Here is a 15,455-nt window from a genome sequence, read left to right on the forward strand (position 1 = left end):
AGTGAAAGATTTACTATCCAATGGCTTTAATTAATTGAAACTGATAACTTTTACCTGTTTGTTTCGCCTTAAATAACTTTGGATGATGTGTTGTGTATCCCTATTGTTTTGCATGGGCGTGATGATGGATTCCAAAACCTCGATATTATTTATTTGATAATTCAAATTGAAAAATCCCAAGCCTTTAAACACGCCGTTTTCTATTAAAATGGCACTGCGCTCGTCAATATCGCGCCCTCTATCAATAATAACCATGTTTTTATTTCTGAAACTATGTTTATTGATTAATGTTTGAACACGGCCGTTGTACGATTCAGGTGCTTCTTTTTCAATACAGGCCCCATCGCAGGTTTTTATATCGTAATTAAAACAACTTGTTTTGGTTTTATACAAACCTGCTAATTTTTGGCATAACTTGTAATCTTCCACAGCTTTTATTATAAAACTTTTTCCGCTGTCCCTGGTGGTAAAGGTGGTTATGGGGTTTTTGCGTAAATCGGCCACATCCATTTTTAGGTTTATATAGCCCTTTTCATCCATAAAACTATACAAAGCATGGGTGAAAACAGTGCGGCGCAACGCCCTGTTATAAATGGGTTTTATCTTCTTTATTTCCTCGCTTTCTTTTAGTAGTGCTACCAATTCACTGCCCGTTGCTTCATAGGTTACGGCTGAAACGAGCGCTTGTATTTTTTTTGATTTTTGATTGGTACTCGTAAAATGTTGGTTGATGCGTTTTTTTATGTTGTTGCTTTTGCCAATATAAATAATCTCGCCATCTTCTTTATGAATGTAATAAACGCCTGTTATGGAAGGCAAACCAGCAATAATGTCCAAATGTTTAGGTTCCATTTGAAGCTTCGGATTTAACCTGATGGATTCTTTAATGATGTTTTTTGAAGTATCTTTTGCCAACAGCATTTGGAACAGCTTTACGGTTGCCAAGGCATCGCCCGAAGCACGGTGCCTGTCGGATACGGGAATACCAAGTGCGCGTACCAACTTGCCCAAACTGTAGGAATCTTGTCCGGGAATTAAATCTTTTGATAGTTCGACCGTACAAAGCGACGGACGCACGTATTCAAACCCCAAACGCCTAAATTCCGTACATAAAATACGGTAATCAAATTGGGCGTTGTGGGCCACTAAAATACAATCTTCGGTAATCTCAACAATTCGTTTTGCAACCTCATAAAATTTTGGCGCATGGCGAAGCATGCTGTTGTTAATGCCCGTTAAGTTTACCACGAAGGGCTGTATGTCGCGCTCCGGATTGATAAGGCTGATAAACTGATCGATAACTTGATGTCCGTCAAATTTATAGATGGCAATTTCAGTAATACCTTCTTCATTGTACTTTCCGCCCGTGGTTTCTATGTCTAGTATTGCGTAAATGGTGTTTGTTGTTAAGGTGTTTGTTGTTGAGGTGTTTGTTGTTGAGGTGTTTGTTGTAGAGTTGTTTGTTGTTAAGGTGTTTGTTGTTGGGTTGTTTGTTTTTTTAACTTAACAATTCCGCGACAATTGTCCCAACGTTTTTAATTGTAATTCCGTTCGCCAAAAATACTGCTTCCTAACCGCACCATGGTACTTCCGCTTGCAATGGCCAACTGGTAATCGCCACTCATGCCCATACTAATGGTTTCTGGTTGAAAGTTAAAAGTTTTTAAAGGTTTTAAACCATCGAAAATGAATTTTAACAGGGTAAATTCTTTTTTAATTTGAACCTGGTCATCGGTAAAGGTTGCCATGCCCATGACGCCTACAATCTTGACATGTTTTAATTCTGAAAAGGCTTTCGATTGAATAATCCCTGAAGCTTCTTCAGCAGTCATTCCAAATTTAGAATCTTCCGAAGCTATTTTTATTTGAAGCAAGCAATTAATAATGCGTTCGTTTTTTTTTGCTTGTTTGTTTATTTCTTCCAACAGTTTATAGTCATCAACCCCATGGATAAGGCTTACAAACGATGCCATGTACTTTACCTTGTTTTTTTGTACGTGCCCAATCATGTGCCATTCTATGTTGTTTGGCAGCACATCATATTTATCGACCATTTCCTGTATTTTATTTTCACCAAAAACACGCTGACCCGCATGGTAGGCTTCTAATATGGCACTAATGGGTTTGGTTTTTGAAACGGCAACCAGTGTAACGTGCTTAGGTAAGGTCGATTTTATATGTTGAAGGTTTTGTGCTATACTCATAGTTTCGTTTTCAATCGTAGTAGTAATCGCAAAGCTAAAAATTGCGACCGCTACTGTTTACTTAATAAATTGATTCGCCATTTTTTCCGCTTTTCGGCTTTCAGAATAATCATAAAAACCTTCCCCCGATTTTATGCCTAATTTACCGGCAGTTACCATGTTTACCAACAAGGGGCAGGGGGCATATTTTGGGTTTTTAAAACCAGTGTACATCACATTTAAAATGGATAAACATACGTCCAGCCCAATAAAATCGGCCAGTTGCAATGGGCCCATGGGGTGTGCCATTCCTAATTTCATAACAGCATCAATTTCAGCAACCCCTGCAACGCCATTGTAAAGCGTTTCAATCGATTCGTTTATCATGGGCATTAATATGCGGTTGGCCACAAACCCAGGGTAGTCGTTCACTTCAACAGGCGTTTTGCCTAATGTTTTTGATAGTTCCATGATGGTTTTGGTTACCTCATCACTGGTATTATAACCCCGTATAATTTCAACCAATGGCATTATGGGAACGGGGTTCATAAAATGCATGCCAATAACTCGTTCTGGCCTTTTTGTTGCACTTGCTATTTGGGTAATTGAAATGGAGGAAGTATTACTGGCTAAAATGGTGTTTTTAACACAAACATCATCAAGTTGCTTAAAAATTTTTAGTTTTAAATCGCTGTTTTCGGTAGCTGCTTCCACGACCAAATCGGCATGTTTTATGCCATCATCTAGCTTGATAAACGTTGAAATGTTTTTAAGCGTATTTTTTTTTTGTACTTCGGAAATGGTTTCTTTGGCAACCATTCTGTCTAGGTTTTTTGTGATGGTTTCAATGCCTTTTTTTAGTGAAACCTCGCTAACATCAATAAGATTTACTTTAAATCCGTTTTGGGCAAAAGTATGCGCTATACCATTTCCCATAGTGCCTGCACCAATAACTGCGATGTTTTTCATGTGATAAGATTAAAGTTAAAAGTTAGAAGTTAGAAGTTAGAAGTACGAAGTTAAAAGTTTGAAGTAAAAAGTATTAAATTAAAAGTTTTAGGTTTCAAGTTCAAAGTTTTACAAATTCGTTGTTCATTTATCGTTGTTCGTTATTCTTATTTAAAGCAAGCGATAATTTGTGTGGCAACGCGTAATGCTTCAGTGCCATCGTGAAGTGTTACCACGGGTGCTCGATTGTTGTTTATGGCATCGGCAAAGGCGTTTAATTCATCTAAAATGGAATTATTGTTTGCCACATCGGGGTTGTCAAAATAGATTTGCTTTTTCACGCCTTCGGCATTTTGCAGCACCATATCAAAATCGCCCGGGTTTTCTGGGGCATCTTTCATTTTAACCACTTCGCATTTTTTATCCAGAAAATCTACCGAGATGTAAGCATCTTTTTGAAAAAAACGGGCTTTGCGCATTTTTTTAAGTGAAATCCTGCTGGCCGTTAGGTTGGCCACACAGCCGTTTTCAAACTCGATTCGGGCGTTGGCAATATCGGGTGAATTGCTTATAACAGCGACCCCACTGGCACTGATGTTTTTTACTTTCGACTTTACGACGCTTAAAATAATGTCGATGTCGTGTATCATTAAATCCAGAACCACGGGCACATCGGTACCGCGCGGGTTGAATTCTGCCAATCGGTGCGATTCGATAAACATCGGGCTTTTTATTTCATCCTTTACTGCCAAATATGCCGGGTTAAAACGTTCAACATGACCTACTTGACCGCGTAAATTGTGTTTGGCCAACAGTTCGCGTATGTGTTCTGCTTCTTCAACGGTATTGGTAATGGGCTTTTCAATAAATATATGTTTTCCTTTTGCGATGGCTTTTTTTGCGCACTCGTAATGCGATAGGGTGGGCGTTACAATATCAACCACATCAACCGCATCAATAAGGGCATCAATGGAATTGAAAAATTTATAGCCAAATTCTGCCTCCACCTTTTTTCCGTTGGCTTCATCGGCATCGTAAAAACCTATGAGATTGTAATTTTCCGATTGTTTAAGGAGTTTTAAATGAATTTTACCAAGGTGGCCAGCACCAAGTACACCAGCTTTTAACATAATTGTTTCTGTTTTCAACAAAAATAAGATTTTAGTTTTAGATTTAAGAAATTAGACCTAAGAAAATAGAAAATAGCAAAGGACTAAATGTGATGAAAAACAGGAATGTTTCAACAAATGAAAAAAGTTTAAACCACTTCATTTTGTACTTCATATAGTTTGACTAATTTTAGCCATACAAACCACACCACCATTGAAAGACACGTTTAAACATAAAGGATTACGGCAACAGTTAGTTAGCATATTGAAAAACAAGGGAATAACCGATAGCCATGTGTTAAGCGCCATTGGCAACGTGCCACGGCATTTGTTTATGGATTCGGGATTTTTGGACCATGCGTACCAAGACAAGGCCTTTCCTATTGCTGCCGACCAAACCATTTCACAACCTTATACCGTAGCGTTTCAAACCGAACTGCTAAAGGTTAAAAAAGAAGATAAAATTCTTGAAATAGGCACGGGAAGTGGCTATCAAACGGCCGTGTTGTGTGAGTTAGGGGCTAAGGTTTATAGCATTGAACGGCAACTGGAGCTGTTTAAAAAAACGAGCGTGTTTTTGCCAAAATTAGGGTATCGGGCCAAGAAACTTATTTTTGGCGATGGTTATAAAGGTTTAAAGGAAGAAGCCCCTTTTGATGGTATTATTGTTACCGCGGGCGCACCTTATGTGCCAAAACCGCTGTTGAGCCAGTTGAAAATTGGGGGTAGGTTGGTGATTCCGGTAGGCGAGGAGGTGCAAATTATGACGCTTTTTATTAGGAACGGCGACAAGGAATTTGAGCAACATGAATTTGGCGAATTTAGGTTTGTGCCACTACTTGAGGATAAGAATTAGGGAACTTTTGAAGTTGAAAGTTAGAGGTTAGAAGTTAGAAGTTAGAGGTTAGAAGTTAAGGTTTCAAGTTCAAATTTCTGAGTTCGTTAATCGTTAACCATAAATCGTCAATCAATCCCTACTGCTTATTTCCATGTGGTAAATAGGCTCTTGGAATGGGGTTCCTCCAGGTTTCATTGTCCCAAATAATGGATATAATCCACCAGCGTTTGCCATCGTTAAGCAGCTGAAAGCTATTAATACCGCGCATGGTAGGTTCGGCGTCGGTTTTATTATGGACCGCTTCAAACGTACTAAATACATGGGCAATGTTACCAAACGCATCCACCGTTCTATGTATTTCGTTTTCAATAAACCCCATATCGGTCATCCATTTTCCGGAACTTTTAATATAATCGTCTGGTTTCATATAGCGAACCTGGAACTTATATTCATCATCTTTTCCAGACGTAATCAATTTGGCTTCAGGATGAAACAACAACTTGAATAGTGCCCAATCTCTTTTTTTGCCTTTTTCGCCCGAAATTGCTGTGTAAAACGATTGGATGGTAGCGTCTATACTCGCTACGTTTTCCGAATAGTCTTTTGCGGGTTCATTATCTTTTTTCTTTTCTTGCGATTGGTTCGAGATGCTTATAAGAGCAATTAAAATGGCCAACAAGGTTTTCTTCATAATGTATTGATGCTGAAATTTATTTGAAGTTTTTTTTAACGCGGTCCAAATCGCGTTTGTTGTCGCGGTCTTTTATGGTTTCGCGTTTATCGAACAATTTCTTGCCTTTTGCCAAGGCAATATCCAATTTAGCAAAGCCTTTTTCGTTTATGAACAGCCGCAACGGAATAATGGTAAGCCCAGAACTCTGAACTTCTTTATGCAGCTTTTTAAGCTCTCGTTTGCTTAACAACAACTTGCGCTCTGCCTTTGGGCGGTGGTTGTAATAATTGCCAAACGCATATTCCTCGATGGTGGCGTTAATAACAAAAAGCTCGCCTTTTTCGTTAAATTCACAAAAGCTCTCGGCAATGGAGGCTTTACTGCTTCGTATCGATTTTATTTCGGTACCCGTTAGCACGATGCCAGCGGTGTACTTATCTAAAATCTCAAATAGAAAGCGCGCTTTTTTATTCTGTATGTTGATGTTTTTTTGCATGCCGCACAAAATTACAACAACAATTATCAATTAACAATAATAATTAACAATTGCTCCTTGCCAATTTAAAACAGTGTTTTTATTGACTTCAAACAAAACATTTGTATTTTTGAGGTTCAAAATTGATAAACGAATCTCAAAAATATATTATGAATTCATACGATGTAGCCGTAATAGGCTCGGGCCCTGGGGGTTATGTTGCAGCCATTCGTTGCGCACAATTAGGCATGAAAACGGCCATTATAGAAAAGTACAGCACCCTTGGCGGTACCTGTTTAAACGTGGGCTGTATCCCTAGTAAAGCACTTTTAGATTCGTCGCACCATTATGAAGATGCGGTAAAGCATTTTGAGGAACACGGTATTGAAATTCCTGGGGATATAAAAGTGAACCTAGAGAAAATGATTGCCCGTAAACAGGCCGTAGTGGACCAAACCACTGGCGGTATCGATTTTTTAATGAAGAAGAATAACATCGATGTCTATCAAGGTTTGGGAAGCTTTAAAGATGCTACACACATAAGCATTTCTGGTGAAAAGACCATAGAAATTGAAGCAAAAAACACCATTATCGCTACTGGAAGCAAACCTTCAAGCCTGCCGTTCATTAAGCTTGATAAAGAACGGGTTATCACTTCAACCGAAGCCTTAAAACTAACCGAAATCCCCAAGCACCTCATCGTTATTGGTGGTGGCGTTATTGGTTTGGAATTGGGGCAGGTTTACAAACGTTTGGGCGCCGAGGTATCGGTTATCGAGTTTATGGATCGCATCATTCCAACGATGGATAGCGGACTTTCAAAAGAACTTACCAAAGTATTAAAGAAACAAAAGTTCAGCATCAATACATCGCATAAAGTAAAATCTGTTGAGCGCAAAGGCGATGAAGTTATCGTAAAGGCAGATGATAAAAAAGGCAATGAAATCGAATTTAAGGGTGATTACTGTCTAGTATCCGTTGGCAGAAAACCGTTTACCGATGGTTTAAACGCTGAAGCTGCGGGTGTAAAAATAACTGAAAGAGGCCAAATTGAGGTGAACGACCATTTAAAAACCACGGCCAAAAACATTTACGCTATTGGCGATGTGGTGAAAGGCGCGATGTTGGCCCACAAAGCTGAAGAAGAAGGCGTATTTGTTGCCGAAACCTTGGCGGGACAAAAACCCCATATCGATTATAATTTAATTCCGGGTGTGGTTTACACGTGGCCAGAAGTGGCTGCCGTAGGTAAAACCGAAGAACAACTTCAAGAAGCAAAAATAGAGTACAAGGTAGGCTCTTTTCCCATGCGCGCTTTGGGCAGGAGTCGTGCCAGTATGGATTTGGATGGCTTTGTTAAAATTTTGGCAGACAAACAAACCGATGAGATTTTGGGCGTACACATGATTGGCGCACGAGCTGCCGATATGATTGCAGAAGCTGTTGTTGCCATGGAGTTTAGAGCCTCTGCCGAAGATGTATCGCGTATAAGTCATGCACATCCAACATTTACGGAAGCTATTAAAGAAGCTGCTTTAGCGGCCACAGGCGATCGGGCGTTGCATGTTTGATTAATTATTGCGGCGACGGGAATTGAACGTAAAAGCTAAATTCAAAAAAAAAACTTACATTAGCATTATGAATTTAAAGGACTCCATAAAACATAAAATGGCAGATTTTTTGATGCTATGTAAATCGCACAATGTCAGTAAATTATATGCTTTTGGGTCTTCCATAACCGATAAGTTCAATGAACAGTCTAGCGATATAGATTTACTGATTGAAATAGATTATGACGACCCCATTGAACGCGGGGAAAATCTTATGAATATTTGGGATAAGTTTGAGCAGTTCTTTCAAAGAAAAGTAGATTTATTGACGACTACTTCCATTAAGAATCCTATTCTAAGAAAAAGTATTGATTCTACAAAAATTTTAATTTATGATGGAAAAGAGCAAAAAATATCTATCTGATATTTTAATGGCTATCGACTTGATAGAACACTTCACAGTTGACATTCCAGATTTTGACACGTACCAAACGGATTTAAAAACCCAAAGCGCTGTAGAAAGACAATTAGCAATTATTGGAGAAGCTTTAAATCAACTTAAAAAAACCGAAACAGATTTAGAAATTGCCAATGACAAACAAATAATTGGATTTAGAAATAGATTGATTCATGCATACGATAGCATCGATAATTCAATAGTTTGGGCAATTATATATCGCCATTTGAAAAAGCTAAAAGAAGAAATAAAAGCATGGGAATAAAAAACCTAAAGTCATCAAACCCCTGAATAATCAATTGATTTTTTTGGCTTCTTAGGGAAATCTTCTTAAAGTTTACAAAAATAGGCTGAAAATAGTAATAACCACTGTTCTGCCTGTAACGTCGTCGAGAGCTTCATTCGTAGTAGAAAAACCGCTTGCCGCTTTCAAAACAACTCATTCAAAACCTTAGCTAAACGTATGCCTGCTTTTTGCAGTTGGGTGCGAAGATTTTCAAAGTTGTCGTAGTTGTAGTTATAACGTAAATTTTCGTTAGGTTTAACGTTGGCATATACATTTCGGGTTAGTTGGTGGGTATCGTTCACCCAATCAACCAAGGTGCCTTTTTGTATGGCTTTTACTTGGTTTTTGTTTAGTGCATTGGCATTGTTTGCAAGTTCGCTGTAACTCATGCCATAGCTATCAATCATGTCGCCATCCCATACAGCGTGCAAGTTGGAATCCTTATAAAACCACTGCACCTTAAAGTCGTTTCCGCCTTTGTCTTCTGCTAGACCAACGTGCATGGGCTGGTGTAAATCGCCCATAAAATGAATCAGTAATTTTAGGTAAAATGCCTTATCATCATCGCTCGACGCATCATTTTTAATAACCTCCAAACAATGGTTTATGCCCGTTACCAAATCGCCATTAGGGTTTTTTTCAGAAGTTTCATAGTCCGATTCTAAAGGTATGTTTATATAGTGCCAGGTGTAGAATTTGTTATAACGTTTATCCGATTTTATTTCATCACCATACGTGGAAACAAAATCGAGCGATTGGTTGTTGAGTAGTTTCTTTATTTTTCTTTTGGTACTCGATTTTAAATATTGGGAAGCAATTTTTCCAACCACACGGTGTCCGGTTGCGCTCCAATCTTCCGAAGCCTGTAACTGTAAAGGGGATGATACCAAAAGGATCATGGCAATAACAAATAATCGTTTCATTTTAAAAAATATTGAATTTATGGTTTGAGCTAATTATCCAGTTTCTTTACAGTGCTTTTTCGTAATACCAACATGGGCAGTGAAATGCCTATGGCTATGGAAATTAATATAAAAAACATGGTAAAACCGTTTGAAAATATGGAATCGATAAGCAGTAATTTTTTTGCGGGGTCCTTTTCAATGAAAATAAAATTCATGACCGATAACACGGTTTCATAGGCAAAATATCCGGGAATCATGGGGATAACCGGCGGAATACAGAATACCACGGGCGGATGGTGTATTTTATGGGCAGTAGGCATGCTAACCACGGCCACAAAAAGTACGGCTATTAACGTTGCCAATACAATGTGCACCTCCAATTTTATTAAACTGAATTTTATTAAACCAGCCAAAAACCCCAAAACAAATACGGTAACTATGGTGCTTTTTGGAATGTTGAACAAAATGCCAAACCCTAAAGCGGCGATACCCGACCAAATGGCAACTTCTATTAAATGCACGTACATCATTATTAATTTAATTTAAAAATAAGCATGGTTACAAATAGCCCCAAGGCAATGGCAAGAACCGTCATAAGGCCCGTTGTAAACCTAACCATGCCGTTTATAATGTTGTTGTCCAACAAATCGGTGAACGAATTTATTAAGGCCACACCGGGCACCAAATACAAAATGGAGGTAGCCAAGGCCGATTGCGGGTGCGAACCAATTTGGAACAGCACGCCAAAACCAGCAATTAATGAGGCAATAAACGACCCCAAAACAATGCGCATATAAACATTGAATTTTTCTTTGTGGGTTAATTGAAAAATCAACAACCCAATAAATGTGCTTATAAACGCTACCAACATGTTTATATAATCGCCTTTAAAAATATTGCAAAAACCAGCACCCGCTAAACTTACGGCTATCAGTACCGTTATTTTTGAATAGCGTTTTTGGTTTTTAATGGCCTCCAGTTCTTTTTCAATATGTTCCAGGGTCCAATCTTCGGTTACGGCATCCCAACTTATTTTGCTAATGGCAGAAATGATGGAAAAGTTTATGGCATGTGGCGGAATGTTCTTAACCCGTGTACAGGTTCGGGTGGTGTCTTCTTCATACAAGGTCATGATAATGCTTTTATGGCTTATGAAACAGGATGTTTTAAAGTTAAGTACAGAAGCAAAACGATTGATGGTTAAGTTTACCCGAATGGTATTGGCGCCAGAAACCATAAGCAGCGAAGCCGTTTCTAAAAGCAGGTTGGTGGCCTTTATTAATTCTTTTGAAGAATCCATAATTTTAAACGCAAATGATAGCCGCAAATTTAACCCTTTCAACGTTTAAAACCCATACATTTCAACATAAAAATTTATAAGTGAAAAACTTTGCTATTTTTGCTAACTATTTGTGACTTCTTACAAAATTTAGGGTCATAAATAATATTAACAACTAAACTAGCGCAAGCTACCTTTGAAAACCCTCAATAACAACAACAGGTTGACCGATGAAGACTTGGTAAAAGCGATCGTAAGCACGAACGATACCTTGCTTTTCGAGACTTTGTACGATAGGTATGCCACATTGGTGTTTAATAAATGTTATGGGTTTGCAAAAGATGAAGACGAAGCCAAAGATTTAACGCAAGATGTGTTTTTAAAACTATTTGTTAAGTTGGCAAGCTTTAAGGGAACCGCTAAATTTTCTACTTGGTTGTATGCCTTTACCTATAACCATTGTGTAAATTATGTTACAAGGAACACCGCTAAAAAAATTGAGAAGCAATCGGTTGACTATACCGACATAGAAGACCTTTCGGATGTAGAGGACGAAAGTAATTTTCTAACCATGAAAGTAGATAAATTACAGGCAGCTTTAGAACTGATACCGCCCGACGATAAAATGATTTTATTGTTGAAATACCAAGATTTTCTTTCGGTAAAAGACATTGAGAGTGTTTTGGGTATTGGCGAAAGTGCTGTTAAAATGAGGCTTAAGCGTGCCAAAGACAAGCTTATTGCTGTATATAACGAGATGTATAACTAATGGAAAATCCGTTTAAACATATAAACCAGCCCCTTAAAGAGGTTCCACCAGAACTTAAGGCTAAGGTCATGCACGATATTGCCATGGCTAAGTTGCTTATGGATTTGGCGACGTTATTTTCATACAACATCGGCCACGTTATTGATTCAGTTATTAATAGTAGAAAAAATAAAAACAACCAACCCTAACATTACATTAACATGGAAAAAGCAACGCAGTGGAAAGCAATAGCAATGGAATCCTTAACCAAAGTATGGTTTGAAATATCAAGCATATTCCCAAATATTATAGGAACGCTTGTTGTTTTATTTTTTGGATGGTTATTTGCAAAATTGGCGGTACGGCTTATTAAAAAGGTGCTTACCCTAGCCAAGGCCGATAAACTGGATGAAAAAATTAACGACATTGAGATTGTTGAAGGCAAAAAACTAAACTTCAACACCATTAAAATAGTTTCACTTTTTGTAAAGTGGCTTATTTATATCATGCTATTAATTATGGCATCCGATATCTTGGGCTTAAAAATAATATCACAGCAAATAAGCGACTTTTTAGGGTATTTGCCTAAGTTGTTCGCTGCTTTTGTAATATTTACCATTGGGTTATTGGCAGCCAATTTCATTAAGAAAAGCTTAAAATCATTTTTTGAATCGATGGAATTGTCGGGTTCAAAAATCATTAGCCAAATTGTGTTTTTTATACTTCTGATTTTTATTTCTATAACCGCCCTAAATCAGGCAGGAATAGATACCCAGATTATAACAAGCAATGTAACCATGATTCTGGCAGCCTTTCTTTTGGCATTTGCACTGGCATTTGGTTTTGGTGCCCAAAAAGTGGTAGGCGATTTATTAAGAACATTTTATGCCCGTAAAACCTACGAAATTGGACAGATAATTGAATTCAATGGTGTAAAGGGTGAAGTGGAATCTATTGATGGGATTACTGTAACCTTAAAAACCGAAAAAGGTAAATTTATTGTACCTATTAAAGATATTGTAGAGAGCCAAGTACGTGTGCAGGATTAACTTTAAGTTAGGGTTAAATTTGGTTGGTTACCTTGCATCTCGAACCGCTCTCTACATCTTATCATCCCTTTTCCATCTTGATAGTTTTCTGGATGAAACAGGGATTTTTTTTATTGCCCATAAAAAGCGCATAGTTAAGTTATTTTCAAATAAAAAAACAATAGTTTCGTTTAAGCGTTAATAAATGCCATAACACGCACAATGTTGCCAACCAATCCAACTAAATGAGATACCCCTGTTTATTAAGCATTATTCTGCTAGCCACGTTTTTTTCAAACAGTCAAAATACCACATCAGATTCTCTTCAACATGTTAAAAACCCAGCAATCAAGACCAAAGATTTCATCATACCAACCCTATTGATAGGTTATGGCGTAGTTGGGCTTGAAAGTCATGCCCTTAAAAGTGCAAATGCGGAAATAAGTGAAGAAGTGCACGAACATATTGACGATAAATTTACGATTGATGATATAGCGCAGTACACCCCTTTTTTAAGTGTCTATGCCCTAAATTCATTGGGTATCCAAGGTAAGCACAATTTTAAGGATCGCACCATTATTTTAGGTAGCGCTTACCTTTTAATGGCAGGAACTGTGAATGTTTTAAAACATACCGCCCCAGTAGAACGGCCCGATGGTACATCAACAAACTCATTTCCATCGGGGCATACGGCCACGGCATTTATGGGTGCCGAATTTTTATATCAGGAATATAAAGAGGTCTCCATTTTATATGGTATAACGGGGTATGTTATTGCAACCGGTACCGGTTTTTTCAGAATGTATAACGATAGGCATTGGCTTACCGATGTGGCAGCCGGTGCGGGTATAGGGATATTAAGCACCAAAATTGCTTATTGGGTACATCCGTTTATTGCAAAGCATATTTTTAAGGATAAAGCATCCGTAAACGGAATGGTCATGCCTTTTTATAACGGTAAGCAAAGTGGTTTGGGTGTTGTCGTTGCCTTTTAAGTGGCAACTTCTGCGTTAACGGAACTGTTTTTTTAAATGTTTTATGCTAATTTGGGTTTTGGGTGTTAATGTTGGCATTTAAGATGATTTTTTTTTAACGGTGGTTCGCTTTTTGGAAACGTTATAAGAAAAAAAATAGTCATTCATAAAACAACCTAAAGCCTTACCAACATCTTGTTAAAAACTCCGTTTAAATAACTAAAAACTTATTCTGTAATAACTATTTTAATTTTGTAAATTTGCCTGCGTTTATAAGCGCAACAATGACAGCAAAAGCAAAATACATATTTGTAACCGGAGGCGTTACATCATCTTTAGGAAAAGGCATTATTGCCGCATCCCTTGCAAAATTACTCCAAGCTCAAGGTTACAGGGTTACCATTCAAAAATTAGATCCTTATATCAATGTCGATCCAGGTACGTTAAACCCTTATGAACATGGCGAATGTTATGTAACCGAGGATGGCGCGGAAACCGATTTGGATCTAGGCCATTACGAGCGTTTTTTAAACGTGCCAACCAGTCAAGCCAACAACGTAACCACGGGGCGTATTTACCAAAGCGTGATACAAAAAGAACGCCGTGGCGAGTTTTTGGGCAAAACGGTGCAGGTGGTGCCACACATTACCGACGAAATTAAACACCGCGTACAACTGCTTGGTAAATCTGGCGATTACGACATTATCATTACCGAAATTGGTGGTACTGTGGGCGATATAGAATCGTTACCGTATATCGAGGCGGTACGTCAACTGCGTTGGGATTTGGGCGAAAAAAACGGTTTGGTTATCCATTTAACCTTAGTGCCGTATCTATCGGCCGCTGGCGAACTTAAAACAAAACCCACACAGCACAGCGTAAAAACCCTCATGGAAAGTGGTGTGCAGGCCGATATTTTAGTGTGCAGAACCGAGCACGATTTGCCAAAAGATCTACGCCGAAAACTAGCCCTATTCTGCAACGTACGGGAAGAGGCCGTTATTCAATCCATCGACGCATCCACCATATACGATGTGCCAAATTTGATGCTTGAAGAAGGTTTGGATAAAGTAGTGCTTAAAAAATTGGGGCTTAAAAGTTCACAGCCCGATATTACCAAATGGAACCAGTTTTTAACCCGACATAAAAACCCAAAAAGCGAAATAACCATTGGGTTGATTGGGAAGTATGTCGAGTTGCAGGATTCCTATAAATCCATATTGGAAGCCTTTATCCATGCAGGAGCTGCTAATGAGGTGAAGGTAACTATAGAGTCCATTCATTCCGAATATATAAATGCCGATAACGTAAAACTAAAACTGGGTCATTTAGACGGTGTTTTGGTGGCCCCAGGTTTTGGTGAGCGCGGTATTGAAGGGAAAATTGATGCGGTTCAATATGTGCGCGAAAACAACATGCCATTTTTTGGTATCTGTTTAGGTATGCAAATGGCGGTTATAGAATTTGCAAGAAACGTGCTTAATATCAAGGATGCCAATTCAACCGAAATGAATCCGAATACCAGTAATCCTGTTATCGATTTGATGGCAGACCAAAAAACCATAACCGATAAAGGCGGTACCATGCGCTTAGGGTCTTGGGATTGCGATTTGAAATTAGGAAGTGCCGTTCGCGATATTTACAAAGCCGAAAGCATCAAGGAACGCCACAGGCACCGTTACGAATTTAACGGTAAATACAAAGCCCAAATGGAAGCTGCCGGCATGGTGGCTACTGGTTTGAACCCAGAAACGGGGTTGGTTGAAATTGTTGAAGTGCCATCTCATCCGTGGTTTATTGGTGTGCAATTTCACCCAGAATATAAAAGTACGGTGGCCAACCCGCACCCGTTATTTGTGGCGTTTGTAAAAGCGGCCCTAAATTTCAAAAAAAAGAAAACAAGTGTCAGAATGGCACAAAATTAAACTTTGGACAATTAATTGATTACTAACACGACCCAGACCTCACTGGTTTATAAACCGGTGGGGTCTTAATAAATAAA

General features: G+C 38.5%; 18 protein-coding genes. 9 read left to right on the top strand and 9 right to left on the bottom strand.

The window, feature by feature from the left end; genetic code table 11:
* Positions 1-30: 30 nt before the first annotated feature.
* From GQO80_RS00410 to GQO80_RS00425, 4 genes are all read right to left on the bottom strand, one after another.
* The gene (locus tag GQO80_RS00410) at positions 31-1,395 is read right to left on the bottom strand and encodes an exonuclease domain-containing protein (RefSeq protein ID WP_157206227.1); all 1,365 of its coding nucleotides are present in this window, start codon (positions 1,393-1,395) and stop codon (positions 31-33) included.
* A gap of 140 nt (positions 1,396-1,535) precedes the next feature.
* Positions 1,536-2,204, bottom strand: coding sequence for a YggS family pyridoxal phosphate-dependent enzyme (locus tag GQO80_RS00415; protein WP_157206228.1), 669 nt, complete (start codon positions 2,202-2,204; stop codon positions 1,536-1,538).
* Between the two features lie 57 nt (positions 2,205-2,261).
* Positions 2,262-3,152, bottom strand: a complete 891-nt coding sequence (locus tag GQO80_RS00420) for a 3-hydroxyacyl-CoA dehydrogenase family protein (protein WP_157206229.1) — start codon at positions 3,150-3,152, stop codon at positions 2,262-2,264.
* A 146-nt stretch (positions 3,153-3,298) separates the two neighbouring features.
* Positions 3,299-4,261, bottom strand: a complete 963-nt coding sequence (locus GQO80_RS00425) for a Gfo/Idh/MocA family protein (protein ID WP_157206230.1) — start codon at positions 4,259-4,261, stop codon at positions 3,299-3,301.
* 193 nt (positions 4,262-4,454) lie between these two features.
* Between GQO80_RS00425 and GQO80_RS00430 the strand changes: the two genes are divergently transcribed.
* Positions 4,455-5,096, top strand: a complete 642-nt coding sequence (locus GQO80_RS00430; RefSeq protein WP_157206231.1) for a protein-L-isoaspartate(D-aspartate) O-methyltransferase — start codon at positions 4,455-4,457, stop codon at positions 5,094-5,096.
* A gap of 118 nt (positions 5,097-5,214) precedes the next feature.
* Here the strand turns inward: GQO80_RS00430 and GQO80_RS00435 are convergent, their stop codons facing one another.
* Positions 5,215-5,769, bottom strand: coding sequence for a hypothetical protein (locus GQO80_RS00435; RefSeq protein ID WP_157206232.1), 555 nt, complete (start codon positions 5,767-5,769; stop codon positions 5,215-5,217).
* Positions 5,770-5,788: 19 nt separating this feature from the next.
* The gene (gene smpB / locus GQO80_RS00440; protein ID WP_157206233.1) at positions 5,789-6,247 is read right to left on the bottom strand and encodes an SsrA-binding protein SmpB; all 459 of its coding nucleotides are present in this window, start codon (positions 6,245-6,247) and stop codon (positions 5,789-5,791) included.
* Between the two features lie 149 nt (positions 6,248-6,396).
* Here smpB and lpdA point away from each other — a divergent pair, with 149 nt between their 5' ends.
* The 3 genes from lpdA (at position 6,397) to GQO80_RS00455 (ending at position 8,498) form a co-directional block, all read left to right on the top strand.
* Positions 6,397-7,797, top strand: coding sequence for a dihydrolipoyl dehydrogenase (gene lpdA / locus GQO80_RS00445; protein ID WP_157206234.1), 1,401 nt, complete (start codon positions 6,397-6,399; stop codon positions 7,795-7,797).
* Positions 7,798-7,864: 67 nt separating this feature from the next.
* Positions 7,865-8,200 carry a nucleotidyltransferase family protein gene (locus tag GQO80_RS00450; RefSeq protein ID WP_232333082.1) on the top strand — a complete coding sequence of 112 codons (336 nt, stop codon included), beginning with the start codon at positions 7,865-7,867 and terminating at the stop codon, positions 8,198-8,200.
* Positions 8,169-8,498 carry a HepT-like ribonuclease domain-containing protein gene (locus GQO80_RS00455; protein WP_157206235.1) on the top strand — a complete coding sequence of 110 codons (330 nt, stop codon included), beginning with the start codon at positions 8,169-8,171 and terminating at the stop codon, positions 8,496-8,498. The genes GQO80_RS00450 and GQO80_RS00455 overlap by 32 nt, the downstream gene beginning before the upstream one ends.
* A gap of 164 nt (positions 8,499-8,662) precedes the next feature.
* Here GQO80_RS00455 and GQO80_RS00460 read toward each other — a convergent pair whose 3' ends face one another.
* From GQO80_RS00460 to GQO80_RS00470, 3 genes are read right to left on the bottom strand one after another with little or no spacing between them, the layout of a single operon-like run.
* Entirely contained in the window at positions 8,663-9,442 is a 780-nt protein-coding gene (locus GQO80_RS00460; protein WP_157206236.1) for a S1/P1 nuclease, read from the bottom strand.
* A 29-nt stretch (positions 9,443-9,471) separates the two neighbouring features.
* Positions 9,472-9,954 carry a threonine/serine exporter family protein gene (locus GQO80_RS00465; RefSeq protein ID WP_157206237.1) on the bottom strand — a complete coding sequence of 161 codons (483 nt, stop codon included), beginning with the start codon at positions 9,952-9,954 and terminating at the stop codon, positions 9,472-9,474.
* A gap of 2 nt (positions 9,955-9,956) precedes the next feature.
* Positions 9,957-10,724 (bottom strand): threonine/serine exporter family protein, encoded by a 768-nt coding sequence (locus tag GQO80_RS00470; RefSeq protein WP_157206238.1) that lies wholly within the window; start codon positions 10,722-10,724, stop codon positions 9,957-9,959.
* A gap of 175 nt (positions 10,725-10,899) precedes the next feature.
* Between GQO80_RS00470 and GQO80_RS00475 the strand changes: the two genes are divergently transcribed.
* The 5 genes from GQO80_RS00475 (at position 10,900) to GQO80_RS00495 (ending at position 15,378) form a co-directional block, all read left to right on the top strand.
* Positions 10,900-11,472, top strand: a complete 573-nt coding sequence (locus GQO80_RS00475; RefSeq protein WP_157206239.1) for an RNA polymerase sigma factor — start codon at positions 10,900-10,902, stop codon at positions 11,470-11,472.
* Positions 11,472-11,660 carry a hypothetical protein gene (locus tag GQO80_RS00480; protein WP_157206240.1) on the top strand — a complete coding sequence of 63 codons (189 nt, stop codon included), beginning with the start codon at positions 11,472-11,474 and terminating at the stop codon, positions 11,658-11,660. The genes GQO80_RS00475 and GQO80_RS00480 overlap by 1 nt, the downstream gene beginning before the upstream one ends.
* Positions 11,661-11,672: 12 nt before the next feature.
* Entirely contained in the window at positions 11,673-12,500 is an 828-nt protein-coding gene (locus GQO80_RS00485) for a mechanosensitive ion channel family protein (RefSeq protein WP_157206241.1), read from the top strand.
* Between the two features lie 224 nt (positions 12,501-12,724).
* On the top strand, positions 12,725-13,474 hold the full coding sequence (locus tag GQO80_RS00490) for a phosphatase PAP2 family protein (protein ID WP_157206242.1): 750 nt from the start codon (positions 12,725-12,727) through the stop codon (positions 13,472-13,474).
* A 263-nt stretch (positions 13,475-13,737) separates the two neighbouring features.
* Positions 13,738-15,378, top strand: coding sequence for a CTP synthase (locus GQO80_RS00495; RefSeq protein WP_157206243.1), 1,641 nt, complete (start codon positions 13,738-13,740; stop codon positions 15,376-15,378).
* Positions 15,379-15,455: the final 77 nt, after the last annotated feature.

It is taken from the genome of Mariniflexile maritimum, assembly GCF_009746565.1.
GTDB lineage: Bacteria > Bacteroidota > Bacteroidia > Flavobacteriales > Flavobacteriaceae > Mariniflexile > Mariniflexile maritimum.